The 23,918-nt window shown below is 57.8% G+C and carries 23 protein-coding genes; 15 read left to right on the top strand and 8 right to left on the bottom strand.

Going from position 1 to position 23,918, the window contains the following annotated elements; translation table 11 throughout:
- Positions 1 to 257: 257 nt before the first annotated feature.
- Together hemH and ACVW0B_RS11215 are read right to left on the bottom strand one after the other, a co-directional pair.
- The gene (gene hemH, locus ACVW0B_RS11220) at positions 258 to 1,292 is read right to left on the bottom strand and encodes a ferrochelatase (protein ID WP_457491704.1); all 1,035 of its coding nucleotides are present in this window, start codon (positions 1,290 to 1,292) and stop codon (positions 258 to 260) included.
- 244 nt (positions 1,293 to 1,536) lie between these two features.
- Positions 1,537 to 2,004 (bottom strand): hypothetical protein, encoded by a 468-nt coding sequence (locus ACVW0B_RS11215; RefSeq protein WP_457491703.1) that lies wholly within the window; start codon positions 2,002 to 2,004, stop codon positions 1,537 to 1,539.
- A gap of 306 nt (positions 2,005 to 2,310) precedes the next feature.
- On the opposite strand from ACVW0B_RS11215, the gene ACVW0B_RS11210 reads away from it, so the two are divergent.
- The 5 genes from ACVW0B_RS11210 to ACVW0B_RS11190 all read left to right on the top strand — a co-directional run bounded on the left by ACVW0B_RS11210 (position 2,311) and on the right by ACVW0B_RS11190 (position 7,177).
- On the top strand, positions 2,311 to 2,802 hold the full coding sequence (locus ACVW0B_RS11210) for a Tic20 family protein (RefSeq protein ID WP_457491702.1): 492 nt from the start codon (positions 2,311 to 2,313) through the stop codon (positions 2,800 to 2,802).
- Between the two features lie 92 nt (positions 2,803 to 2,894).
- Positions 2,895 to 3,446: a cyclic pyranopterin monophosphate synthase MoaC gene (gene moaC, locus ACVW0B_RS11205; RefSeq protein WP_457474173.1), complete on the top strand. Its 552-nt coding sequence runs from the start codon at positions 2,895 to 2,897 to the stop codon at positions 3,444 to 3,446.
- On the top strand, positions 3,440 to 5,362 hold the full coding sequence (locus ACVW0B_RS11200) for a hypothetical protein (RefSeq protein WP_457491701.1): 1,923 nt from the start codon (positions 3,440 to 3,442) through the stop codon (positions 5,360 to 5,362). Before moaC ends, ACVW0B_RS11200 begins: the two co-directional genes overlap by 7 nt.
- A complete protein-coding gene (locus ACVW0B_RS11195; RefSeq protein WP_011429917.1) occupies positions 5,356 to 6,351 on the top strand; it encodes an alpha-E domain-containing protein in 996 nt (331 codons plus the stop codon). The genes ACVW0B_RS11200 and ACVW0B_RS11195 overlap by 7 nt, the downstream gene beginning before the upstream one ends.
- Positions 6,352 to 6,616: 265 nt before the next feature.
- The gene (locus ACVW0B_RS11190) at positions 6,617 to 7,177 is read left to right on the top strand and encodes a gamma carbonic anhydrase family protein (RefSeq protein ID WP_457491700.1); all 561 of its coding nucleotides are present in this window, start codon (positions 6,617 to 6,619) and stop codon (positions 7,175 to 7,177) included.
- 21 nt (positions 7,178 to 7,198) lie between these two features.
- Here ACVW0B_RS11190 and ACVW0B_RS11185 read toward each other — a convergent pair whose 3' ends face one another.
- The 6 genes from ACVW0B_RS11185 to ACVW0B_RS11160 form a co-directional block, all read right to left on the bottom strand.
- A complete protein-coding gene (locus tag ACVW0B_RS11185) occupies positions 7,199 to 8,656 on the bottom strand; it encodes a circularly permuted type 2 ATP-grasp protein (RefSeq protein WP_414388987.1) in 1,458 nt (485 codons plus the stop codon).
- Positions 8,657 to 8,824: 168 nt separating this feature from the next.
- A complete protein-coding gene (locus ACVW0B_RS11180) occupies positions 8,825 to 10,621 on the bottom strand; it encodes a glycosyltransferase family 39 protein (protein WP_457491699.1) in 1,797 nt (598 codons plus the stop codon).
- A gap of 216 nt (positions 10,622 to 10,837) precedes the next feature.
- Positions 10,838 to 11,098 (bottom strand): DUF6761 family protein, encoded by a 261-nt coding sequence (locus tag ACVW0B_RS11175; protein ID WP_011434405.1) that lies wholly within the window; start codon positions 11,096 to 11,098, stop codon positions 10,838 to 10,840.
- A gap of 98 nt (positions 11,099 to 11,196) precedes the next feature.
- Positions 11,197 to 12,819 carry a CocE/NonD family hydrolase gene (locus tag ACVW0B_RS11170; RefSeq protein WP_457491707.1) on the bottom strand — a complete coding sequence of 541 codons (1,623 nt, stop codon included), beginning with the start codon at positions 12,817 to 12,819 and terminating at the stop codon, positions 11,197 to 11,199.
- A 568-nt stretch (positions 12,820 to 13,387) separates the two neighbouring features.
- On the bottom strand, positions 13,388 to 13,852 hold the full coding sequence (locus ACVW0B_RS11165; RefSeq protein ID WP_414389181.1) for a cupin domain-containing protein: 465 nt from the start codon (positions 13,850 to 13,852) through the stop codon (positions 13,388 to 13,390).
- A 45-nt stretch (positions 13,853 to 13,897) separates the two neighbouring features.
- Complete coding sequence (locus ACVW0B_RS11160) at positions 13,898 to 14,677, bottom strand: cysteine hydrolase family protein (RefSeq protein WP_041437718.1); 780 nt, start codon at positions 14,675 to 14,677, stop codon at positions 13,898 to 13,900.
- A 273-nt stretch (positions 14,678 to 14,950) separates the two neighbouring features.
- On the opposite strand from ACVW0B_RS11160, the gene ACVW0B_RS11155 reads away from it, so the two are divergent.
- The 10 genes from ACVW0B_RS11155 to ACVW0B_RS11110 form a co-directional block, all read left to right on the top strand.
- Positions 14,951 to 15,109, top strand: a complete 159-nt coding sequence (locus ACVW0B_RS11155; RefSeq protein WP_011434410.1) for a hypothetical protein — start codon at positions 14,951 to 14,953, stop codon at positions 15,107 to 15,109.
- Positions 15,110 to 15,111: 2 nt separating this feature from the next.
- On the top strand, positions 15,112 to 15,630 hold the full coding sequence (locus tag ACVW0B_RS11150) for a GNAT family N-acetyltransferase (protein ID WP_457491698.1): 519 nt from the start codon (positions 15,112 to 15,114) through the stop codon (positions 15,628 to 15,630).
- A 78-nt stretch (positions 15,631 to 15,708) separates the two neighbouring features.
- A complete protein-coding gene (locus ACVW0B_RS11145) occupies positions 15,709 to 15,999 on the top strand; it encodes a 4a-hydroxytetrahydrobiopterin dehydratase (protein ID WP_099884075.1) in 291 nt (96 codons plus the stop codon).
- A 144-nt stretch (positions 16,000 to 16,143) separates the two neighbouring features.
- Positions 16,144 to 17,100, top strand: a complete 957-nt coding sequence (locus ACVW0B_RS11140; RefSeq protein ID WP_414399475.1) for an NAD(P)H-binding protein — start codon at positions 16,144 to 16,146, stop codon at positions 17,098 to 17,100.
- A 405-nt stretch (positions 17,101 to 17,505) separates the two neighbouring features.
- Entirely contained in the window at positions 17,506 to 19,341 is a 1,836-nt protein-coding gene (locus ACVW0B_RS11135; protein ID WP_457491697.1) for an NAD(P)H-quinone oxidoreductase subunit F, read from the top strand.
- A 48-nt stretch (positions 19,342 to 19,389) separates the two neighbouring features.
- Positions 19,390 to 20,925, top strand: coding sequence for an NADH-quinone oxidoreductase subunit M (locus ACVW0B_RS11130; RefSeq protein WP_457491696.1), 1,536 nt, complete (start codon positions 19,390 to 19,392; stop codon positions 20,923 to 20,925).
- A gap of 58 nt (positions 20,926 to 20,983) precedes the next feature.
- Complete coding sequence (locus ACVW0B_RS11125) at positions 20,984 to 22,294, top strand: CO2 hydration protein (protein WP_414408664.1); 1,311 nt, start codon at positions 20,984 to 20,986, stop codon at positions 22,292 to 22,294.
- An 81-nt stretch (positions 22,295 to 22,375) separates the two neighbouring features.
- Positions 22,376 to 22,834: a fasciclin domain-containing protein gene (locus ACVW0B_RS11120; protein ID WP_414408665.1), complete on the top strand. Its 459-nt coding sequence runs from the start codon at positions 22,376 to 22,378 to the stop codon at positions 22,832 to 22,834.
- A 379-nt stretch (positions 22,835 to 23,213) separates the two neighbouring features.
- Positions 23,214 to 23,471 carry a CHRD domain-containing protein gene (locus tag ACVW0B_RS11115; protein WP_414374720.1) on the top strand — a complete coding sequence of 86 codons (258 nt, stop codon included), beginning with the start codon at positions 23,214 to 23,216 and terminating at the stop codon, positions 23,469 to 23,471.
- A gap of 292 nt (positions 23,472 to 23,763) precedes the next feature.
- The coding region (locus ACVW0B_RS11110) for a MerR family transcriptional regulator (RefSeq protein ID WP_457491706.1) at positions 23,764 to 23,918 on the top strand (155 nt) is incomplete at its 3' end.

Genomic DNA, 23,918 nt, shown 5'->3' with positions numbered 1-23,918 from the left:
GACACGGAAACTGCGCTTTGGGTATTCTACTCAAAGCTTTGCGGGATACCGCCATTCTGTTTGGACTCCGTCCCGCTAACGCGAATGGAAACAAACAGAATGCTATCGCTGCATAGTTGAACAGTGATGTTCAGCAGTGTTCAGCGTAAATGTATCAGAACGCTTCTGGGGGTATGAAGTCAGCGTCCTCGTCTGGTCGCGTCAGCGTTGCAGAGCAACAATGAGCAGAGCAACAATGAAATGCCTGGCGTTCTTCTCTACCGCTCCAGCAGCGAGCTGCCCACAGCAGCAGGGACAAAGGCAGGAGCTGCCAAGCCCGGAGTGAGCAGATGAGGCCGCACCAGCGCCGCCAAGCCAGCAATGAACAGAGGGTCGGTACTCAAGGCGGGCACACGGCGAAAATCGGCAATCCCAGCTCGATGGGCCAGTTCCCGATACTCGATGTCAATCTCCTGCAGGGTCTCGATGTGCTCCGACACAAAGCTAATCGGCACCACCAGCAACTGTTTCACGCCTTGGGATCCCAACTCCAGGATGACCCGTTCGGTATAGGGTTGCAGCCACCGCACCGAACCCACCCGGCTTTGATAGGAGAGGGTGTGGTCATTGGGGCGTCCCACCTGCTTCCAGATCAGCCGCACGCAGGCTTCCATTTCCCGTTGGTAGGGATCCCCGGCCTCGGTGACATAGCTTTCGGGAATGCCGTGGGCGCTGAACAGCACATGCACCCCTTCGGGCTCGGCAAATCCATCCAACTGTTCCCGAATTGCTCTGGCCATCGCCTGCACGTACTGAGGCTGATCGTACCAGGAGTAGATCTGGCAGCGCTCGATGCATGCCAGCTCCGGATCTTCAGCCCAGAGCCGATCCAGCAGCTTAAAGCTGGATCCCGTCGTGCTGATGGAATACTGCGGGTAGAGCGGCAGCACCACCAAGCGGGTGATCCCATCCGACTTGATCTGCTGCACCACCGACTCGATCAACGGATGCCAGTAGCGCATGGCAACATACACCGGCACGTCATAGCCCTCGGCCACCAGGTGGGCCTGCAGTTCTCGCGCTTGCTCAGCAGTAATGCGCCGCAAGGGGGATCCCCCCCCAATGGCCGCGTAGTTGCGGCGGGATTTTTCGGCCCGCAGTGTGGAGATGGCCCAGGCGAAGGCCCGCTGCAAAAAGGGAAACGGCAGCCGGATCAGCTCGGGATCGGCAAACAGATTGTAAAGAAAGGGCTGCACATCGGCCTGGGCCTCTGGCCCCCCCAAGTTCAGTAGGAGCATGCCGCTTTTGGACATAACAAGGCTCATTGCGTTGGCGGTATGTTTCTTTATCCACTATCCCACAGCGGGAAAGTGACCTTAAGTTTTTTTGCAGTCTTTCTCAGCTTTCCCCTCAGGAGAAACCACCCGCACCCAAACCTACAAGTCCAATCCGGAGACTCCGTCCCGCTGTCGCGAACAAAGTCCAAAAAGGGATCCCCACCCACAAGGGGATCCCCAGCCTTAAAACTCCACTGTCGTGCAGAGCAGCAGAGCGGTGTTAAAACTCTCGACCTCGGTAAACCCGCTGCAGGGCCGGAGTGACGGGGTAGCGATCAATATCGGCCAGGCTCAACTTCAAGCGCAGCGCATTAAGAAGTCTCCAGTAGGGGGGCACAAAAGCCTTTTCAGGGATGGGTTGGGCGGTAGGAGAAGGATCCCCAGGTCGGGCAACCGTCTCCACAGGGCAGCCGCGGTAGCGGAGCGGACGGGATCCGAGGTGAGCTGAGCGCAGATCTCGGCTGGGATCCACCGTCAAGCCGCGAAACTGGATCGCCCCCGGACGAGAGGCTTCCCGATAGCGCAGATAGCCTGCCCACACCTGGGCAATCCACTCCGGCAAAGCTTCGGGCCGAATGTGATAGCGCTCCGGCAACAGACGGTCGTTGAGAAAACCCATCAGCCCAGACCAAACTTGCCAGACAAAAGCTCCGACGATGCGAGCAGCGGGAGACGATGAAATCTTCATGGTGGAAGCTGAAAAATGTAGAGAACCTGAAAAACCGGTATGCAGCCAGAATTTGCCGTTGATTATACCAGCCCAGATGCATCGGAGCGCTCACTCTGAACGTTTTGGCCTCCAGTTTTTCTGCTCACTGGAAAGCAGAAGCCAGCTTGCGGCCAAGCGCGTTGAGCCACCCAAATCCATCGACTACAATAGGCCCAAGGCTTGGGTGTTGCTTTCTCTCTCTGAATCTTTAGCTGGTGGGGATCCTGGAAGCGCACCGACAAGCCAGCTCCAGTAACCACTGCACCTAATAGGGATCGACGGATTATGACCTGGCGCGGCGACATCACTCCCATCAATCGGCTGTGGGGTTCCCTTCCCTACCTTCTGCCTTTGGTATCGGCTCTGCCCTTGGGCTTTTTGCCCTCTGGGCTGTTTCAATCTTTGCCAGGGCTGATCCCCATTTTTGCGCCCCTATTTCGTCTGGTGCCCCTGGCCACGGGCTGGCTGGGAACGGGGGTGTTTTTGGCTCTCCTGTTCCTGGTGATCCGCAACACCCGCGTAGCCCATTTTGTTCGCTTCAACACCATCCAGGCGCTGTTGCTCAGCATTGCCTTGTTCTTGGTGCAGGTGCTGATGCAGGTGTTCGGCATGCTCTTTGTCAGCCTTGGTCTGGCGGCGATGGTCAGCATTTTGGCCACCACGGCTCTCTTGGGGGTGATTGCCATCACCATCTACGCCTGGGTGCAAAACATTCGCGGCCACTACGCCGAGGTGCCGGTGCTCTCTGATGCCGCCTATGCCTGGATTCGCTACTAGTTGTCAAGTCCCTGCGGGTCTGGTTGCCGATTTGCCGACCTCATCGGAGCCTAAGCCAACTCTTCAGCTCTCAAGGATTGTGGGAGGCCGGGGTGCCATCGGATTCGAGTTCTAGTCGCGCCAGCAGGACAGAGTCCTTTGTTGGGCAAGCCCTCACCCACCTGGACGCCTCTGGCCGAGTACAGATGGTGGAAGTAGGAGATAAGCCCACGGTTGCCCGTTTGGCCACTGCCCAAGGGCAGGTACGCATGTCAGAAACGACTTTGCAGGCTATTCTGGCCGGTCAAGGGCCCAAAGGGAATGTGGTGGAAACGGCCCGCCTGGCCGGGATCATGGCTGCCAAGCGCACCGCTGATCTGATCCCGCTGTGTCATCCTCTCCCCTTGAGCAGCGTCACTGTGGATCTGAATCCGGATCCCCATCTGCCCGGCTTTCTGATCACCGCTACAGTGAAAACCAACGCCCAAACAGGGGTGGAGATGGAGGCTCTGACGGCTGTTTCCGTGGCTGCCCTCACCCTGTACGACATGGCCAAGGCCTTGGAGAAGACGATGGTGATCGAACACATCCGGCTGCTGCGCAAGTATGGGGGGAAGTCTGGGCCTTTCGAGGCAGAGGATCGGGATAACGCCGAGAAATGCTGAAAGCTTTGCAACAACCAGAGAGGGGTGTTGGGCTAGGGCTGTTGGTGGGCATTGGGGTGCTGCTCTGGCCCATGCTGCACCAGGGCTATCCCATGACTCACTCCACCCACTTCAACCTCAGTTGGGCCTTTCAGTATCAGCGACAGTTTTTCAGCGGGCAGTTCTACCCCCGCTGGCTAGAGTATTCCAACTTCGGCTACGGCAATCCCACCTTTGCCTTTTACCCCCCTCTGTGCATGGTGGCCCCTCTGCCGTTTCGCCTGCTGGAGCTGGATATGCCCGGATCCCTGGTGGCCAGCATGGGCTTGGCGATGGCAGTCTTTGGCGCAGGGCTGTATGCCCTTCTCCGGCAACTCATCCCCTGGGCTTGGGCTCTGGTTTTGGCTCTGGCGGGTATGGCCGGCCCCTATTGGCTGGTGGATATTTACCAACGGGGGGCAATGGGGGAAGTGTGGGCCATTGCTGTCTCTCCCTGGATTTTCTGGGCCTCAGTCCAGGTGATCTGCCGGCCCCAGTCCCTTTGGCCGATTGTGGCCTTAGCCATTAGCTACGGCCTGTTGGCCCTATCTCACTTGCCCACTTTGCTGGTCTTTACGCTAACTTGGCTGCCTCTGCCTTGGGTGCTGGGCCGCTGGGATCCCCTCTGGCCCAGGGTGGGGCGCTGCTACTTGGGGTTTGGGCTGGGGCTGGGGTGGACGGCGTTTTATCTGCTGCCAGCCTTTTGGGATCAGCGCCTCATCCAGGTGGAGTTGGTGAATTTTGTCGAAGAGTACATGCCCCAACATCGCCTGATGCTGAGTGGGCTAACCCGGCTCCAGCCGCAACTGACGCAGCACTGGTTTGAAAGCGGCCTGGTGGGGTACTGGCTCTGGATGGTGGCCGTTGTCTTGGGTGCTGGGATCCTGGTTTTCTGGGAATGGCTGGCCCGCAGGACAAGGGGGATGACCCCGATCCATTCCGTTCGCGCTAACGAGACGGAGTCCTTTGATGCCTTAGAATCCTCTGCTCCCCTGGCCAAAGCCATCCTGCTCTACAGCTTGGGGGCCAGCTTGGTGGCCCTGCTGATGATGACGGATTTGCTGGGTTGGCTCTACGAGTGGATTTTGCCCCTGCGGCGCATTCAGTTTTCTTGGCGCTGGATGGCGGTGACATCAGTAACCGTGCCCTGGCTGTTGGGATCCCTGGCCGCCTGGGGGTGGGGGCAAAAGGGCTGGAGGATCCTCTTGATTGTGGGGATAGGTCTGGCAATGGGGATACAAAGCTGGCAGGGCTGGCAGGTCTTGTCCAGAGCCTGGTTTGACCCGCAAACCATCCAGACTTTTCAAGAGCTGTCTGCCGCCAAGCCATTTCCCAACGAGCCCCAGGAGCGACCGGGCATTGCTTTTCTCCACATGCACTGGCGCTTTCCCGACGGGCTGGCGCTGGTGGATGTGCTGGAATACCGGCCTCGCCAGGCAACGCTGCCCATGCCGCCCCCAGAGCCGCCCCCAGAGGTGGATCCGCTGCTGCGGTGGCAGGGGGACGTAGTGGATTTTGGACAAGAGCAAGGCAATCTGGAGCCACTGTTGGAAGTGGAACGGTGGAGCTATGGCTACCGTCGTTTTCGGGCCGTTAACCCCACTGCTCAGGATCAATGGGTAGTCCTGCGCACGTTTTACTACCCTGCTTGGTGGGTACAGGTGGATGGTCGCCTCACATCTGCCGAGCACAATGGACTGGGGCTGTTGCAGGTGCGGATCCCGCCGGGGGATCATCGCGTGCAGGTGCGCTATCTGGGTACTGCAGCCGAGTGGATGGGGTGGATCTTGACCGGCCTGACGGGGGTGCTGCTGGTGAAGCTGCGGCGGCTGCTTCGTTTGTTGAATTTGAACGGAGCGCGGAGACAAGAAACTCCAGAGGAGGTAACAGCATGCTGAGTCGCGTGGCCGATTCCATCTACTGGCTCAACCGCTACGTGGAGCGCGCCGAGAACATCGCCCGCTTCATCGATGTCAATCTCAACCTCATCCTAGACTTGCCCAGCGGTCCCGCCCAGCAGTGGGATCCCATCGTCTACACCACCGGGGATCAGGAGCTGTTTTACCAGCGTTATGGCCAGGCGACCCAAGAAACGGTCATCCAGTTCCTGGCTTTTGATAGGGATTACCCCAACTCCATCCTTTCCTGTTTGCGGCTGGCGCGGGAAAATGCCCGCTCTGTGCGGGAGGTCATTTCTTCAGAAATGTGGGAGCGGGTCAACCGCTTTTATTTGATGGTCAAAGAAGCGGCTCAGCAAGGCCCCCACCTGAGTCAGCTCCATGATTTCTTCACGGAAGTGAAACTGGCCAGCCACCTATTCGCCGGGGTGATGGATGCCACCATGACCCACGGGGAAGGTTGGCACTTTGGCCAGATTGGCCGTCTTTTGGAGCGGGCGGACAAAACGGCGCGCATTTTGGATGTTAAGTATTTTATTTTGCTGCCCTCTCTGCAGTATGTGGGTACGGCTTTGGATGAGTTGCAGTGGATTGCTTTGCTGAAGTCGGCCAGTGCTTATGAAATGTACCGGAAATACAGCCGCCAACACCGCATCAATCCCAGGGAGGTGGCCTCTTTCCTGATTTTGGATCGGCAATTTCCCCGCTCCATTCAGTTTTGTCTTATTCATGCGGATCGATCCCTGCACCAGATCACCGGCACCCCAGCCGATACCTGGCGGGATCCCAGCGAGCGAGCTTTGGGCCGCCTGCGTTCTGAGCTGGACTACCTAACCATCGACGACATTATGGAGCAGGGCTTACATGAGTTTCTCGACAAATTGCAGCTACAAATGAACCACGTTGGCGATTGCATCTACGAAACTTTCTTTGCCATTCGCCCCTTGCAACCGTCTGAATCCTCTCCCCTGCTGCAACGGCAGGCTTAGCTAAAATCCCTCACCCCTAGCCCCTCTCCTACAAGAGTTAGAAATTAATCTAACGAACGCTTCCACAGCTATCGACAATGAGCCAAATGTGTTGCTTATATCTCATTGCTATTGTGCAATGGATTGACAATGGTGAAACAGGAGCAAAGGGACGGGTTGATTTTCTGGATCCCTGGCTCCTCTCTTTTTCTGGGACTGGAGGCGGCGCGGAGCGCTGGGGCAGGTCTGGAATTGCCGCACCCCCGGTAGCAGTAGGATTGGGGAAATGGAAGCCGTTGCCAAGGGCGTTTGGAAAGTGGGGTTAGAGCAGCAGCCGAGAGGGATCGACCAGGCAGCCTTTATTGCCGCAAATGCCACACTGATCGGCGATGTCCATCTTTCGGAAGCGGTGAGCATTTGGTACGGGGCTATCCTGCGCGGGGATCTCTCGCCCATTGTCATTGGCCGCCGCAGCAATATCCAAGATGGAGCCATTCTGCACGGGGATCCCGGACAGCCGACCCTGATTGGCGAGGAAGTGACCATAGGCCATCGAGCGGTCATCCACAGTGCCTACATCGAGGGGGGATGTCTGATCGGGATTGGGGCCGTTCTCTTGAGCGGGGTCACCATCGGGGCGGGCAGCATGGTGGGAGCTGGAGCGGTGGTCACCCGGTCTGTGCCACCTCGCTCTTTGGCGGCGGGGATCCCGGCTAAGGTTATCCGCACCCTCACCGAGGAAGAGGTCAAGCAACTGCGCCTTCACGCCCAGCACTACGTGGATTTGGCGCTTCAGCATGCCAGCTGCCTTGGTCAGTGGAGCAGATGTTCGGGCGAGCGGCTCTGAACCTATTTTGCCAGCCGTCTCTCAACAGCCGGGATCCGCGCAGAGCACCCAGGTATCTTTGCTGCCGCCCCCCTGGGAGGAGTTCACCACCAGAGATCCCTTCTTGAGGGCGACGCGGGTCAGCCCCCCTGGGTGAACGTAGATCTCTTTGCCGTAGAGGATATAGGGCCGCAAGTCCACATGACAGGGTTCTAGACGGGGGCCTTCTCCCCGATCCACCAAGGTGGGCACGCGAGAAAGGCACAGGGTGGGTTGGGCGATGTAGTTGCGCGGCTGGGCGCGGATTTTCTCGGCAAAAGCAGCCCGCTCTTCCGGTGTAGCCTGGGATCCCATCAACATGCCGTAGCCACCCGACTCGTTGGCTGCCTTCACCACCAGCTTGTCGAGGTTCTCCAGCACATACGCCTGATCCTTAGGATCCCAGCAGAGGTAGGTGGGCACGTTGGGCAAAATGGCTTCCTCTCCCAGATAGTAGCGGATCATCTGGGGCACATAGGCGTAGATCACCTTGTCGTCCGCCACCCCTGTTCCCAAAGCGTTGGCAATCGCCAGCCGCCCTGACCGATAAACCTCAAACAGGCCCGGAACCCCCAGTAGAGAATCGGGGCGAAAGGCCAGCGGATCGATGAAGTCATCGTCGATGCGGCGGTAGATCACATCCACCCGCTGCAGCCCTTTGGTGGTGCGCATTTGCAAATAGCCATCGGCCACCACCAGATCCCGCCCTTCCACCAGCTCCACCCCCATCTGCTGGGCGAGGAAAGAATGCTCGAAGTAGGCGGAGTTGTAGATGCCGGGGGTGAGCACCACCACCGTTGGGTTGGCTAGGTGCGGCACCAGGTTAAGCAGAGTATCCAACAAGTGGCTGGGGTAGTCGTCCACCGGGCGGATCCCCATGGTGTTGAACAGGGAGGGAAAGGTGCTTTTCATCACCCGCCGATTTTCCAGCACATAAGAGATTCCCGACGGACAGCGCAGGTTATCTTCCAGCACGTACCAAGTCCCGTCCCGATCCCGCACCAGGTCGGTGCCGGTGACGTGGCACCAAATTCTCCCCGGCGGGTTGAGCCCCACACAGGGCCGCAGAAATCCCTTGGCCGTTTCGATCAGCTCGGCAGGGATCACCCCATCCTTAAGGATCTTCTGGTCGTGATAGACATCGTCGATGAACAGGTTGAGGGCGTGGATGCGCTGCTTGAGACCCTTCTCCAGCCGCTGCCACTCGGAAGCCGAGACGATGCGGGGAATGATGTCAAAGGGGAAAATTCGCTCCGTGCCCTGGCTATCGCCATAGACGTTGAAGGTCACCCCCATCTGAAAGAGGGCCGCCTGTGCTGCCGCTTGCCGCTGCTGCAGTTCCCCTTCTTCCAGAGAATGAATGCGCTCAATCAACGGGATCGCCTCAGGACGGGGCTGGTTACGCCCCAAAAACAGCTCGTCGTAAAACCCCTCGCCCGGGTCGTAGGCATCAAAACGCACGTCTGGGATCCCTGGAACGCTATCATCTTCTTCTACTGTTGGCGGCTCTGGATCTGCATAGTGTGCTTTCAGCTACTTTTAGCCTGGTAAAAAGAAAGGACTCCGTCCCGCTGACGCGAAAGGACTCCGTCCCGCGGACGGTGGGTTGGCCAAACCAGGGGGGGAGCTCTAGGGATCCGCCACCTCAAAGGCCCATAGACCCCGCTCGGCAGGGATCCGATGCAACTGTCCCTTGGGAAAGCGCCGTTGCAGCTCTGCCCCCTGCTGATCCCATACCCACTCGTTCATGAACAGGGTAAACGGTGGCTCCAGCGCCTGGATGGGCAACACCTCAGGGGAAAACACCGCTACCTTTTGTTCCCGTCCGGCAAAAAATTGGATCCAGCTTTGCCAATAGTGGGGTTCCCCCCAGCTGAAATAGGGGTAGGCAGTGCTAGCCGCCAGATAGAAGCGGTAGTCGGGATCCCCTTGGCGAGCTGCCACATAGCGCCCGGTAGCCCCCACATCGTTGCCCTGCGTCCAGCCTTTGTGGACAAAGTCTCCAAAAATGGCCAGGTTCCACCCCCCAATCAGCAGGATTGCCCCCGCCATCGCCGCCGCCGGCAGCCAACTCCCGGCCCGGGATCCCCAGCGTTCCAGGAGACCTGCCAGCACTTGGATCCCTTCCAAGGTTAGATAGGCTACAAAGGGCAGGATCACCAGCAGGCGGGTGTAGTTGGGGGCTTTGGTGATGGCCAAGCTAAACAGCAGGTAGAGAAATAGGAAGCTGCCGATACAGAGCCAGTCGTGGGGCTGGCTGCGCTTCTTGAAAAGGCGGTAGAGGCCGGATCCCAGCCCCAGCCAGATCAAAGCCCCCGTCAAGGGATCCACAAAAGCATGGCCGTAGTTGGGATAGATGTAGCCGCGGTCGTGCTGGCCGGGGTCGTTGAACATACTCAGGCCGTTGAAGATGTTGCGCCAGACCGCCTCCTCTGGCGTAGCCGCATTCACCCACATCTGTTGTAACGCCCGCCCTTCCGGGAAAAAGAGAAATTGTTGGCGAGAGTACTCGGCGCTCACCGCAGGTGCTGTGACCGTGGCCACCAGAATGGGCCCAGCCACCAGAAAAAAACCCAACGCCGCCGGCACTGTCAGCTTGGCCAATGCCCAAACCGGATTGGCTTGCCCATCTTTGAGATCTGCCTGCCCCAAGAGCAAGTACAGAACTCCAAACAACAGCCCCAACAGGATCACCACCCGCCCCGGCAAATAGCCGTAGAGGGAGAAAGCCGCCGCTCCTCCCCCCAGATAGAGCAACAGGGGATTTTTTTCCCGCACGCCCTTGAGGAGCAAGGCCAGGGCCGCACACTCCACCAGCACAATCAGGTTTTCCCGCATGGCCATGCGGCTGATGCCCAGCAAGGCGTGGTTGGATCCCAAGAGGGCCGCCCCCGCCAAAGCCAGCCGGGATCCCCAAAATGCCCGAAAAAACCCGTAGGCCACCAGAATGGTGACGACCCCGAAGGCGGCATGTACCGTGCGCACATTGAGCAGCGTGACTCCCCCCATCAGCCGCGTCAGGCCGCCGAAGAGGCTGAACATGAAGCGGGGGAAATAAAAGTACTCCGGCATCAGCCCAAAGATATCGGGGTAGCGCACCGCCGAGGCATTGCGGGCCATAGAGCTAATCACGATCTCGTCGGTGTTGATCTGAAAGGGGATGTTGGCCAGGTCGTAGAGGTAAATCGGAGCAAAGACCAGCGCCAGCAGAGCCAGGTGCAGCAGCTCCTGTCGCCAGCGCAGCCGAGCGGGATCCCAAGGGGGTTGAGCCGGGGAAAACTGCGCCCAATACAACCCCACCAGCAGGATGCTCAGCAGCCAGAGGCCAATCTGCAGCACGTGGTAGCCAAACACCCCGTACCAGAGGATCAGGGCTACCCCCAAGCCCAAGCCGGATCCCAGCAGGGGCAGATGCCGGGAGGTCATCACCCTATCCCAAACCGCCATAGAACCGATACGACTGGAATCAGGAACGAATCGATCCCTCTCAGCCTACCAGGCGCAAGATGCTCGACAAAACCAGAACTCAGTCAGCGCCCTCCCCCCTAGTCTTTCTCCCAAGGGGCGAGGGGAGATCAGAAAAGGTTGGAATCAAAACTTTGCCCCACCTGTTCTAGGGATCGCCAACAGGGATTCACAAAATCAATAACCCCGCATCGGCTCCGCCTCTGGCTCCAATTCCGGATCTATGAAGTTGGACGGATCGTAGAGGAAGCGGTTGACCTCGTCCTCAATGCGATAGATCTCGAAGGGCTCCAATTGTTTGCCAGTTCGCAAGGCCAGCAGGTAGCCATCCACCAGCAGACGTAGCTCATCGGTGCGCCGGTAGCCCCGCTGCCAGGTATCCACCAGAGCATCGGTCAAAGCCTGATAGTGCCGGATCAACTTTGGGTCTTGCAACATGGTGTTCCCTTGCCCTGCCTGTTTCTATCCTAACGTTTGGTGTCTCTTTGTAAGCGGGGATTGCGAACGGGATCCCGAAGCATCGTCTCTTCTTGGCTTCAAGCTATGGGCAGGTGCAGCCGTGAAGGGGTTTCGCCGCCGCTGTGGAGAGTCATGGTGAGAATGCGGGCCTCGATTAGCCGCTCTTCCCGCATCCCCATACCCGTGTTGACAGGGTAGGCCGGGAAACAAGCCGCGCTGAGGCTGAGGCGCAAGGCGTGACCGCAAGGGATGCGAATACAGGTGGGCTGACAGGGAATCAGAATGGGGGTACCGGGCTGGGGATCCCGTAGGCGACAATAGCCTTGGGAAAAGTTATACACCTGCCCATCGGGTCTCACCTCTGAGAGCACGGCACAGAGATCGAAGCTGGGGCTGTCGGCCTCCGCGTACACCTCCACGGCGATGTCCCCGGCCAGAACCAGCTCGGCTTGCAGCGGCGGAGTGGTATAGGTGAGAACATCGGTGCGGCAGTCGAGGGCAGAGCGCTCCTGTGGCCCGGCAGGATGAGCCAGGTGGCCTCCCAGGGCTGGCACCGGTCGCCAGGGATCGTGAACAAACGTATCCGACTGTTGTGCAGGCGAGGGTTCAGGGCTGAGGGATCCCTCTGCTTCTGAAAGGGCAGCCAAGCCGGTGCTGTGTAGGTAAAAAGCTTTTGGCTCAGGGGTAGGCCAAGCATCAAAGCCGCGCCAGCGGTTGGATCCCATCTCGAACAGGCGTACCGGCGGCTCCTGGAGGATCCCTGTATCTTTGCCTTTGAGGAACTGGTCAAACCAGCGCACCTGCAGGCGATCGATGGGGCTGACAGCCTCTGGGCCAAAGTCCAACGCCCCCACTTTGCGCCCCCAAGGGAGATGGGCCCAAGGGCCGATGATCAGGTATTGAGGGTTCTGGCTGCGGGCGCTCATTTCCTTGTAGAGGCGCAGGCTACCACTCAGGTAGCTGTCAAACCAGCCGGCAATGTGTAGCATCGGCAGATCCACCACCTCTAGACGGGGAGAGAGCTTGCGCCAGTATTCATCCGGCTCGCTGTGCTCCAGCCAGTCGAAGTAATAGGATTGGGGGGCATACTGCTGCAACACCCCCGGCTTGAGGGGGATAGGGTCGTAGAGGGGGAGATTGCGGGCAGCTTTCAAAAGCGCTTGGTAGGCATTGGCATCCCCCCTGAGACGCGCCCCTTCGGTCTCCAGTTGCAAGGCCCAACTGAGGTTGTTGTAGAAGGCAAAGGCCCCCCCTGGGTAAGCGGCATCGGCATAGAGATCGTAAGGCAGCATCGCCGGGCAGATGGCCTTCAAGGCGCTGGGACGGGTAGAAGCCGCATACAGCTGGGTCATGCCCTGATAAGAGAAGCCGTACATGCCCACTACGCCGTTGCTCCCCGGCAAGGCAGCCGCCCAATTGACGGCGTCAAACCCGTCTTCCACCTCATGGCGGAAAGGGTAGAAGGATCCCTTGGAAGTTCCCCGTCCGCGCACATCCTGGATGACCACAATGTACCCCTGGGCCGCATACCACCTGGGATGGGCATACACCACCGTCGAGGCAATGGCCCGCCCATAGGGCTGCCGCATCAGCAAAACCGGGTAGCTCCCCTCCCCTTGCGGGCGATAGACATCCGCGTCCAGTTGGATCCCGTCGCGGGTGAACATGGAAACAGTTTCGCGGGGGCGAACGGGCAACATGGCCTGGGTTGGGCTAGCGGATCTTGCCAAAGGGATACCAACCAAGGACAACCTAAGGGATCCCTGGGTGGATTCTTCCTAAGATAAAACAGAAGCCCTTATGAGAGGGAGAAACTCCCACCAGAGTTTGAGCCCCTTCCCTGGTATTGCCCTTGATCTCCGGCCTGCTGGCGCAAACGCAGCCCCCTCCAGACCCCTCTTTTATGGCTTTTATGGATTTATGGAAACAGAGACCCTGGGAAAAGATTTGTCGGAGCATGCCTCTAACCCCCAAAACCCTGAACTTTGCTGAATTTACTGAGCTTTAGGCGGTTTGGCAAAAGTCATTGAGAGGGATATAGTAGACCAAGTTTCCCCCTGATCCTTGAGTCCACCGCAACGGTTGCCGGGAAGTGAAGGGGGAAAGCGCTCGGGGGGTATTCCTCAGGGCTTTGCGGGATACCGCCTTCCTGCTCAGAGATAGGCAGGATGCGATCGCTTCTTTCCTGAACCATGTTCAGGAGAGTTCAGCGTGAATGTATCAGTACCCCTGACTTCCAACCTCTACAGCTCCCAGAGCCATTGAGGCCTAAGCCTCAGCAAATGCCCTTCTCCAGCCCCCCGACAGCACCTGCAAATCCTCCTCATCCAAGTCCGCAGGAGTGCCGGAGCGGATGAGCTCGGCAAAATCTTCGTTGGGCACCATGAAGCAGAGGGCGTAGAGGCGGCCTGGGCCGGTGTTGCGGATTTCATGCACGCCTGTTGGCGGAACCAAAATGCTGTCTCCGGTTTTGATGGGGGCCGCTTTTCCATCGCAAATGGCCATGCCCTCACCCTTGAGGATAAAGAACATCTCTACAGCCATTTGATGGCGGTTGGGAGGGGTTTTGCCTCCCTCATCGAAGATCTCCACACAAAAAGTCAGAGAAATCTGAGCATGAGAAGGATCAAACACAATGGCCAAGCGATTGGTATCGTGGGGGCTGATGCGAAAAGCCTGATAATCGGCAGGGGTTTTAACAATTGGGATCACACAGCGGGAGAGCGTTTGCATCCGGATCCTCCGCTCAAGAGATGAGGGGTGAATAGTGGGCAAGTGCTAACAGGGGAGAGCCGCGAGCAAATCTGAGGAGGAGGCGACAAAGCCAAAGCACTGCTTGACGTTGTAGAGGGTAGCTAGCAAACAGTATTCAGGAGAGGTGGTGGCGGCGCAGTCTTCCAGCAAAATGCAGTCGTAGCCGAGGAAATTGGCATCTTGCAGCGTGGTCATGACGCACTGGTCGATGTTCACGCCGGCAAAAAAGAGGGTGGTGCGCCCCAGGTTTCTGAGAATGCTATCGAGAGGGGTATCCCAAAAGCCGCTCATGCGGAACTTATCCACCCAGATATCCTCGGGCTTGACCTCCAGTTCCTCCACCACAGCAGCGCCCCAACTGCCCCGCGTGAGGACCAAAGACCCGTTCTTAGGCAAGGGATCCCCCAGCCCTACTCCCTCTCCGGTGGGGTTGTACACATGTCGCAAGCCGGCGCTGATGTTGAGCAAGTCAGGGCGATTGCCCCAGTTCACCCACACAATCGGCACTTGAGCTTGTCGCAGGCGGGGCAGCAGGGCTTTTAGAGGGCCGATGGGAGCCCGTGCCGGTGTAACATCGACGCCGATGCTGGCCAGCCAACCGTCGGGATGACAAAAGTCGTTTTGCATGTCGATCACCAACAACGCCGCCTTGGCCAGATCCAAGCGCAGGGTTTTGCTGGAGGTGGGTAGCAGGATGGGCCGGGGATCCAAGGGCGGACGGGTGAGGTCGGCCATTTCGGCATTCACAGCCCAGGCATTGGGAGGGATCCCAAGGGTCTTCAAGGGGCGATTGGGGGTGCTCATGGATTCTCCGCTCGCGTCGCGCAGCAGTGGGATCAGGTTGGGCAGTTGAGTGATGACCCACAACTACGCTCGACCTTAATGCACAGCTGACCTGACTTTGGAATCATAGGCTACACTTTCTCACCTTATTAACGCATGGGATCCCCCAGGGTCAGTCGATAGGGGCTGAGATGGAGACCAGGAGAAGAAAAACCGAGGAGATTTCCGAAAAGCTGCCCAGGGATCCCTCCCTGCACGCTATGCTGTAGAAACTTGAAATGATTATGTAGAAGCATGAGCATCCTGCGGCAATATATCTTTCCTGCCCTCATCCTGCTGGTGTTTCTGTTTACCCTGGTGGTGGTGAGCATTCGCTCGTTTCTGCCGGAGGATATGGCCCAGCCTGCCCCTCTAGAAGAAGCGACGCCTGTGGCCCTTTCTGCAAATGCCTGAGGATGGCTGAACAAGGGATCCCTTTGCCCGCCGGTTACCGTTGGCGCATTGGTTCAGCCTGGGATCGGCCCTGGGTGCGACGAGGATTGCAGGCCACGTTGCAGGAATCTTTTCCAGAGCAAAGCAACTGGGATCACCTAGAAGAGACGCTGGATCGCCTCTTCGACCCACCCCGCACCCCCTGCTGGTGGATCTTGAAAGAAGAAACTGCAGAGCCGGTGGGCTGTGTTTGGGCCGGCATCTCCACCGATCAAGCCACCCATCGGCGGGTAGCCTACATTTTTCTGCTCTGGGTGGATCCCGCCCATCGCCGGCAGGGCCTGGGCAGAGCTTTGATGCAACAGGTGGAACGCTGGGGATCCCAGCAGCAGCTGGCGGCCATCACCCTGCAGGTTTATCGCCATAACCAGGCTGCCCTCAATTTCTACAAGCGGGCCCATTTCTCCGTGCAAGGCTACTGGCTGTACAAACCCCTCGGCGCCGATGGCGTGGCAGAACCAAAAGGTTATGAAGTTTTGTAAATAAGCTGGGATCCGCTCTCAGTTGCTCCTTTGATGAAAGCGTGATGAAAACGATGGCATCGACCGGAGGGAAAGCCCATGTCCAGACCTGTCAAACTCAGTGAAGCTGAGGTCCAAGCCAAGCTGGAAAATCTGCCGGGCTGGTCTTTGCAGGATGGGAAGCTGCATCGTCAATTTCAGTTTCGCTCCTTTGTCGAAGCCTTTGGCTGGATGAGCAGTGTGGCCTTGGTGGCCGAGAGCATGGGGCACCATCCCGAATGGACCAATGTCTACAACCGCGTGCGGGTGCATCTTACCACCCACGATGCCGGGGGCATTACAGAACTGGACTTTACCCTGGCGCAACGCATGAACGAGCTGGCCGGCTGAACGCTTTCTCAGTACCTAACTCTAGGGATCCCTTCAGAGCCGGTTTGGCAAGGGATCCCCATTGGTTTGTTGCTGCCTCTAAGGTTGTGTCGGGAGTTGCGCTGGTCTGATAGACTAAGCCTAAGGTTAAGAAATGATAATTTTATGAACGTGCTGGTTGTGGGGGCGACGGGAACGCTGGGCCGTCAAGTGGTACGCCGAGCCATCGAAGAGGGACACCAAGTTACCTGTCTGGTGCGAAATCCGGCAAAGGCTGCTTTCTTAAGTGAATGGGGCGCTCAACTGAAGGTGGGAAATCTGCTTCAGCCCAGCACCCTCAACTCCGCCATGGAAGGCATCGAGGCGGTGATCGACTGTGCCACGGTGCGGGTGACCGATACCCTCAGCGCCCGTCAGGTGGACTGGGATGGCAAAGTTGCCCTGATCAATGCGGCACGGGCTGCCCAGGTAGGGCATTTTATCTTTTTCTCCATCATGGGCGCCCACCACGAGTATCCCAATGTGCCCCTGATGAATTTCAAGCATCACATTGAGAAGTATTTGGTTGGATCCCAGATGCCCTACACCATTTTCCGGCCAGCGGGCTTTATGCAGGGGTTGATTGGCCAGTACGCCATCCCCATCTTGGAAGAACAAATCGTCTGGGTAACCGGCGAGGGCATGCCAACGGCCTACCTAGACACCCTAGATGCAGCCCGGTTTGCGGTGCGAGCTCTCACTGTAGAAGCTGCCAAGCAGCAAATCTTTCCCTTGGTGGGGCCCAAGGCTTGGACGGCTCGAGAAGTCATTGCCTTGTGCGAGCAGCTCTCCGGCAAAAAGGCCAAAGTCAGCACCATGCCGCTGGGACTGCTGAGAGGGGCGCGCAAGGTGGCGCAGTTTTTTCAGTGGAGCTGGAACATTGCCGACCGGCTGGCGTTTGTGGAGGTGATCGCGGCCAAAGAACCCATGCACGCCGATATGACGCCTGTATGCGAAACCCTGGGGATTGAACTGGCCTCTCTGACCTCTCTTGAGGACTACCTAGCGGAGTATTTCCAGAAGATGTTGAAACGGATTCGCGAGCTGAAGGTCAAGCAACCCAAAGTCAAAACGCCCTTCTAGGTCGTTGTTCTCAATCTTCATCTTCTTGGCAATTTCACAGGGACTTATGATGGTAGCCTTGGGATGAAGAGGTGAATGGGATCCTGCTTGCGTTAGCCTATCGAAGACCGGAAGTAGGGCAGCAGAACTTCGGGGATGTCCTAGAGCCATTCACGGTATCTGCGCAGCCGGGGATCCTGAGTTCCCAAGGGGTTCATTTCCATCTACGCTTTAGAGAGTGAGGGGGTGACAACGACAGAGGTTATTCTGCTCCCCCTGCTTGAACTATAGATTTTTGTCTATAGTTTTTATCGGAAAGTTCAATTTTTATCTATCCTAGTTCGCAGCTAAGATGCTGCTTAAGACTTTTTACAGGATCTCAGCAAGTGTTCCAGTTTGGCCAAGATCCCTGGCCGAAGGAGGATTATGAGCTTGAACGGGCTGGTCACAACTGCATGGCTGATTCCCCTCTACGCCTTGGTGGCGTGGGCGGGAGCGCTGATCTGGTCCCCAGGAATCACCCGGCGCACGGGACCACGTCCGGCAGGTTATTTGAATGCCCTGCTGACCTTAGTGGCTTTCCTTCACAGTGTGGGAGCGCTGGTGGCAATTTGGGATCAGCCGGCGCAGGTCATTCGGTTGCCCTGGCTACAGGTGGGGGATCTGATGTTAGAGCTGCCGCTGCAGGTGTCATCGGTAACTCTGGGGGCCTGCGCTGTGGTGACGGGGCTGAACCTGGTGGCCCAGATCTACGGCTTTGGCTACATGGAAATGGACTGGGGCTGGGCGCGGTTTTTCTCCCTGCTGGGCCTGTTTGAGGGGGGGATGTGTGCCTTGGCTTTGTGCGACTCCCTCTTTTTCAGCTACGTGATCCTGGAGATTTTGACCCTGGGCACTTACCTGTTGGTGGGCTTTTGGTTCAACCAATCGCTGGTGGTGACGGGAGCACGGGATGCTTTTTTAACCAAGCGCATCGGCGACCTGTTGCTCTTGATGGGGGTAATCGCCATCTATCCCCTGACCGGCTCCTGGGAGTTTGAGGATTTGGCGGCCTGGGCAGAGGCGGTGCAGGCAGGATCTGTCACTGTGGATCCCACCCTGCTGGCCCTGGTAGGGCTGGGGTTGCTGGCCGGCCCCGTAGGCAAGTGTGCCCAATTTCCTCTGCACCTGTGGCTGGATGAGGCGATGGAAGGGCCGATCCCCTCGACGATCTTGCGCAATGCGGTGGTGGTGGGCACAGGGGCCTGGGTGTTGATTCGCCTGCAACCCCTCTATGAGCTTTCCCCAACAGTGCTAAGGGTGATGCTAACCATCGGCGGCTTGACAGCGGTGGGGGGATCCCTGGTGGCTTTGGCCCAGATCGATGCCAAGCGGGCCCTGTCTTATCTGGTGAGCGCCTACATGGGCTTGATCTTTGTGGCGGTGGGCACCGGTCATCCCCAGCAAGCCTATGGGTTGCTGCTGACCTATGCGCCCGCGATGGCCCTGTTGGTGATGGCTCCGGGCACGGTGATCTGGAACAGCATTACCCAGGATTTGCGCTACCTGGGCGGGCTGTGGTCGCGGCGTCCTATCTCAGGGCTGTGCTTCTTGACCGGAATGGCCGGAATCATCGCTTTGCCGCCTTTCGGTTCCTTTTGGGTGCTGACGGATCTGTGGCAGCAGTTGGTGCAACCGGGGCAGGGGTTGTGGGCGGCAGTTGTGCTGGTTACTAATGCTGTAACGGCCCTAGGGCTGACACGGGTATTTGGCCTTGTTTGGGGGGGCAAACCGCAGCAGATGAGCGAGCGCTCGCCGGAGGTGCATTGGCCGATGATGCTGCCCATGACGGTCACGATGGGGGTGGCGCTGCACATGCCCATGATCCTGGCGACGCTGGGTCTGATTCCCGCTCTGGAAGGGATCCCTACCGGGATGATGACGGGATCCAGCCTGACGGGGATTGCCTTGGGAGCCTGGCTATACCTGCGTCCGCAGCGACGACCGGTGGACTGGGCCTTCTTGGCCGACTGGCAGGATCTGTTGGCCAACGACTTCTACACCCCCAAGCTCTACCGGGCCAGTGTGGTGTTTGTGGTGCGCATCATCTCTGAGATCACGGCCCTGTTCGATCGCTATGTGGTGGACGGCTTGGTGAATTTAACCAGCTTGGCGGTATTGGCGGGTGGACAGGTTTTGAAATACACCACCTCTGGCCAGTTGCAAGCCTATGTGCTGACGATTGTGGTGGGGGTGGCCCTGCTGGGCTGGCTGATTCTCTAGGCTTGGGCGATAGCGGGACGGAGTCCTTGAATAAAGAGGAAAGAGACCATGCTGAGTGCCTTGATTGTGTTGCCGATCCTGGGATCCCTGCTCCTGTTCCTGGGCTTGGGGGGGCGAAAGCTGGCGGTGGCCTTGGCCGGGATCCCGCTGGTGATCTCGCTGCTGCTGTTTGCCAACTTCGACCTGCAAGCGGGAGGGCTGCAATGGGTGCAGCGGTGGGATTGGATCCCGTCAATCGGGCTGAGCTATTCCCTGGGCCTGGACGGGTTGTCCTTGCTGATGGTGGCTTTGAACGGGTTGCTCACGCTGATTGCGGTGCTGACGGCTGAGCCAGAGGTGAAGCGGCCCAACCTCTTTTACGGCTGCATTTTGCTCATGAGCGGGTCGGTCAACGGCGCTTTTGTCGCCCAGAACCTGCTTTTGTTCTTCTTGTTTTACGAGCTGGTGCTGATCCCGATCTACCTGCTCATCTCCATTTGGGGCAGCCCCAAGCGGGATTATGCTGCCATCAAGTTTTTGATTTACACCGCCGTTTCCGCCATCTTTCTGTTGGGGGCCTTTTTGGCCATCTACTGGCTGGGGGATCCCCATAGCTTTGAGCTGCTGGAGATCCGCATCACCTCTCTCAGCCCTGTTGCCCAGACCTTGACGCTGTTGGCCTTGATCGTGGCTTTCGGCATTAAGATGCCGCTGATCCCCTTCCACACCTGGTTGCCTGATGCATACGGGGAGTCGTCGCCGCCAGTGGCCATCCTCCTGGGAGGGATCCTCTCCAAGTTAGGCACGTACGGTCTGTTTCGCTTTGGGCTGCAGTTGTTTCCCCAAGCTTGGGCCGACCTGGGTGGGATCCTGGCCTGGTGGGGAGCCATTGCCGTGTTGTCCGGGGCTTTGGCAGCCATCGCCCAAAAAGACATCAAGCGCATGGTGGCCTACAGCTCCATCGGCCATATGGGCTACATCCTGCTGGGCATGGCGGCAGCCACCCCCATTAGCCTGACCGGGGCGATGGTGCAGATGGTCTCCCATGGTCTCATATTGGCGCTGCTGTTCGATTTGGTGGGCTTGGTGGAGCGCAAAGTGGGAACCCGCGATCTGGATGTGCTCAACGGCCTGCTCAACCCCTTGCGAGGCTTGCCCACAGTGAGCGCCCTGCTCATCTTGGGGGGGATGGCCAGCGCCGGGATCCCTGGCCTGGTGGGCTTTGTGGCGGAGTTCTTGATCTTCCAGGGCAGCTATCAGGATTTTCCTCTGCCCACTTTGATCAGCATCTGTGGCACCGGTTTGACGGCGGTGTACTTCGTGATTTTGCTGAACCGCACCTGCTTTGGCAGGTTGGACAACCGCACCGCCTACTACCCGCGCGTGCATGGCTGGGAGCGGATCCCGGGGCTTATTTTGACGGCCTTGATCGTTTGGTTTGGGATCCAGCCCATGAGCCTGGTGAAATGGCCACAACCCTTGGCCTTTACCCTATCCACCCAGGTGGCTCAGGCCCAAACGCTTATCTTGGCATCAGCCGGTGACCTTGCCCCCATCACCCTCTCTGGAGCCGATCCAGGCAAGCGGGAAACTCCCAGGAATTGAGATCCCAGCAGATGCCCCCTATGGAGCCAGGACTTTTGAAGAGTTGGAGACTTCTTCCATGACGACAACCCTTACAACCCGCAAGCTTCCCCCTTCTACCCACCCTTTTGCGGATGTAGTCCACCGCCTGGAGGCTGGGGGATCCATGCTGCCAGATACGCCGGAAAACCTGATGCAGATCATCGGCCTCTACAAAGCCTATGCCGTGCCAATGGATTTCTACTGGCGGGATCTGCTCTACATTGCCGAGCAGGTGTTTGTGGATCCCTTGCCTTTTTTCAAGTTCATCATTCCTGAAGAGTATCTGAAGCTGGCCAACCACTACGCGGGGGATAACGCGGATTTGCGCATTTGGCGAGGCCAGGCTACGGCCCACCCCGAGCTGCTGGAGTTCATGGAAAAAGGGGAGCTGAAGCGCAAGCTGCCCAGAATTTTGCATCACCTCTGGCATGACCGCATCAACATGGAATTTGCCGAAGAATGTATGCGGGCCATGCTCTGGCACCGGGATATGGGGGGCTTGCTGGATCCCTACATGGATTCCGAAGAATACAAGCAAAATGCCGACCGCGCCATCCGCGCCTATTGCCAGGGCAACCCCTTGTTGATGGGGCTATACAAGCTCTTCCCTGATATGTTCTTGGAGCTGTGCCGCCAGGCCACCATGTACTCGGTGTTGGGCCTGTTTTGGGAGGTGATGGCTCCGGTCTTTTTTGAGATGAGCGATCTCTACGACGAAGGCAAAATTACCAGCGTGCCGGAGGCGATGAACTTTTTGGTCAACGGGATCTTCGCCATTGCCGGACGACCCATCTACCATCGCGTGCGCATTCGGGGAGAATGGTACGATATTGTGCCCAAATCCAAAGGATTCACCTGGCTATATGAGGCTGCCTTCCCCTATGTAGAGGCCGTGTTTTATCGCACCTCTCCTTTCCGCGGCACTAAGTCCTACAACGCCCAAGCCAACGAAGTTCCCACCAACCAGTTGGACTTCCACTACGGGATCCTCTACGCCGATAAGTTTCCGGTGGGCACCGCCGGGATCCCGCCCACGCTCTTGCACCAGGATATGTACCACTTTTTGCCCCAGTATTTGGTGGAATATTACCGCAAGCATTGCCGCGGCGAAGAGGACATGCTGATTCAATTGGGGGTTAGCTTCCAGCGCTCCATGTACAACGTCACCTCAGCCGTGATTCAGGCGGGAAGGGCCGCTTTCTTGTATCCCCTTGATGATCCAAATCCACGGCACTTGATGATGAATCGCCGTTATTTTGAGGGCCAACTCAATCGCTTCACTCGACCGGAATATGGGATCCGGGAAGCAGCCCGTCTTTCCTACATCCAAGATCAGAATTATCGCTAGCCCGTGGCAACTTTAATGATCCCAAAGCCTTTCGAGCAGCAATCCAGTTAGCAACAACTTCACAGCAAAAGGATCCCGGCCATGCCCGATATTGTTGATATTGCGGTCTCTGCTGAGGGTTTTTCCACCTTGGTAACTGCCGTTAAAGCGGCAAACCTGGTGGATACTTTGAAAAGCCCCGGCCCCTTTACCGTTTTTGCCCCCACCGATGCGGCTTTTGCCAAGCTGCCCCCTGGCACCATCACCACTCTGGTGCAAAACATCCCCCAACTGACCCGCATCTTGTGTTACCACGTGGTGCCCGGTCGCCTGAAAAAGGCGGATTTGGCCAAGTACCAAAGTGTGGGCTCGGTAGAGGGATCCCCCATCGATCTCACCATTGAAGGGGATGTGTTCGAGGTGAACAACGCCACCGTTATCCAAGCGGACATCGAAGCCGATAACGGCATCATCCACGTCATTGACACCGTCATCCTGATGCGGCCCCACTGGTTCTGGCCGATCATGAACTCTGCTTTGGCCGCCTCGGCCAGAGGATAAACGGATCCATCCTGAACGGAGGTTGGGGAAAGTGCCTTGGTGAACACTCTCCCCGGCTATGCCTTCCAATGGGTACGGTCAGAGATTTCTGCTCCGCGTGCAGTCTACACCATCCCCCAACCCCCACAGGGTGGGGATTTTTGTCTCTCGGTAGCAGTGATGTCGCCGTCTTTTAAACCCAGAGATGAATCCGCAGCTGGGCCTGATACGTAACTTATTTGGCCTGTTCTCTGACCGAGGAGCTTTTTCCATGTTGTTGATCGGTTTTTCCCTTCGGCCTCGTTCAATTTTCGAGGTTTTTTGCGGCTTTTGCCTGGTTGCTGTCTTGTTTCTCAGCGGTTAAGGAAGCTTTACAAATCTCACAACCCCACTTCTACCCATTGCTAACTTTGGCCCTGGACATATTCACATTGCTCAGCCGCAGCCAGGACAATCTTTCGCCCAGGCCACAGGGCCGGTGGTCTTTGTCTTGAACATGTTGCCGAATCCAGGCAATCAGTCGGGGAATTTCCGACTGGAAGCCAACCTCACCCCTGAGCAAGTCTCCAGCTTTTTGGCCGGAGCTTACTACATCAACATTCACACGCAGGCCAACCCGCCGGGCGAGTTGCGAGCCCAGGTGGTTTTCCCTCGCTAAGGTTTGATCCAGTACCCCATCTGGGATCCCCGCAGGTGAGGGGATCCCTAATTTTTGCGGACGGATTGGCTGTTCTGTGAACTCCCCCACGGTCAGTCGTGCCGGCAGGACAGAGTTTCTGTGTAGCTCCTGGCCAGCAGCTTTCGGTAGTCCTGGAGCTGGCCTGCCAGTCCCCTTTACAGAGCGAGCTGTAGGCTTCACCTCCGGGCTAGCTGTGGAGCATGACTCTAGTCAATGATACGCTGGACTATACTGAAAATAATGTATAGCATGTTCAGTATGGCTGCTTGGTATGGCTAGGTATGTAAAACCGAGAGAAGCGGCGGATTATTTTGGGGTGTGTCTCCACACCTTGAGGCGATGGGAACAGAAAGGCTGGATCAATGCAATACGTACACCATCCGGTAGGGCGAGAAGGTATGACCTCGACAGCTACATCAGAGCGCC

The sequence above is a fragment of the Thermostichus sp. MS-CIW-23 genome (assembly GCF_054059455.1).
Note: the sequence above shows the minus strand (reverse complement) of the source record. Positions and strands in the feature narration are given on the sequence as shown.

Excerpts from the sequence above, each read along its gene's own strand:
- hemH (WP_457491704.1), bottom strand. The coding sequence starts at position 1,292 with ATGTCCAAAAGCGGCATGCTCCTACTGAACTTGGGGGGGCCAGAGGCC.
- ACVW0B_RS11215 (WP_457491703.1), bottom strand. The coding sequence starts at position 2,004 with ATGAAGATTTCATCGTCTCCCGCTGCTCGCATCGTCGGAGCTTTTGTC.
- ACVW0B_RS11210 (WP_457491702.1), top strand. The coding sequence starts at position 2,311 with ATGACCTGGCGCGGCGACATCACTCCCATCAATCGGCTGTGGGGTTCC.
- ACVW0B_RS11200 (WP_457491701.1), top strand. The coding sequence starts at position 3,440 with ATGCTGAAAGCTTTGCAACAACCAGAGAGGGGTGTTGGGCTAGGGCTG.
- ACVW0B_RS11195 (WP_011429917.1), top strand. The coding sequence starts at position 5,356 with ATGCTGAGTCGCGTGGCCGATTCCATCTACTGGCTCAACCGCTACGTG.
- ACVW0B_RS11190 (WP_457491700.1), top strand. The coding sequence starts at position 6,617 with ATGGAAGCCGTTGCCAAGGGCGTTTGGAAAGTGGGGTTAGAGCAGCAG.
- ACVW0B_RS11180 (WP_457491699.1), bottom strand. The coding sequence starts at position 10,621 with ATGACCTCCCGGCATCTGCCCCTGCTGGGATCCGGCTTGGGCTTGGGG.
- ACVW0B_RS11175 (WP_011434405.1), bottom strand. The coding sequence starts at position 11,098 with ATGTTGCAAGACCCAAAGTTGATCCGGCACTATCAGGCTTTGACCGAT.
- ACVW0B_RS11170 (WP_457491707.1), bottom strand. The coding sequence starts at position 12,819 with ATGTTGCCCGTTCGCCCCCGCGAAACTGTTTCCATGTTCACCCGCGAC.
- ACVW0B_RS11165 (WP_414389181.1), bottom strand. The coding sequence starts at position 13,852 with ATGCAAACGCTCTCCCGCTGTGTGATCCCAATTGTTAAAACCCCTGCC.
- ACVW0B_RS11160 (WP_041437718.1), bottom strand. The coding sequence starts at position 14,677 with ATGAGCACCCCCAATCGCCCCTTGAAGACCCTTGGGATCCCTCCCAAT.
- ACVW0B_RS11155 (WP_011434410.1), top strand. The coding sequence starts at position 14,951 with ATGAGCATCCTGCGGCAATATATCTTTCCTGCCCTCATCCTGCTGGTG.
- ACVW0B_RS11150 (WP_457491698.1), top strand. The coding sequence starts at position 15,112 with ATGGCTGAACAAGGGATCCCTTTGCCCGCCGGTTACCGTTGGCGCATT.
- ACVW0B_RS11145 (WP_099884075.1), top strand. The coding sequence starts at position 15,709 with ATGTCCAGACCTGTCAAACTCAGTGAAGCTGAGGTCCAAGCCAAGCTG.
- ACVW0B_RS11140 (WP_414399475.1), top strand. The coding sequence starts at position 16,144 with ATGAACGTGCTGGTTGTGGGGGCGACGGGAACGCTGGGCCGTCAAGTG.
- ACVW0B_RS11135 (WP_457491697.1), top strand. The coding sequence starts at position 17,506 with ATGAGCTTGAACGGGCTGGTCACAACTGCATGGCTGATTCCCCTCTAC.
- ACVW0B_RS11130 (WP_457491696.1), top strand. The coding sequence starts at position 19,390 with ATGCTGAGTGCCTTGATTGTGTTGCCGATCCTGGGATCCCTGCTCCTG.
- ACVW0B_RS11125 (WP_414408664.1), top strand. The coding sequence starts at position 20,984 with ATGACGACAACCCTTACAACCCGCAAGCTTCCCCCTTCTACCCACCCT.
- ACVW0B_RS11120 (WP_414408665.1), top strand. The coding sequence starts at position 22,376 with ATGCCCGATATTGTTGATATTGCGGTCTCTGCTGAGGGTTTTTCCACC.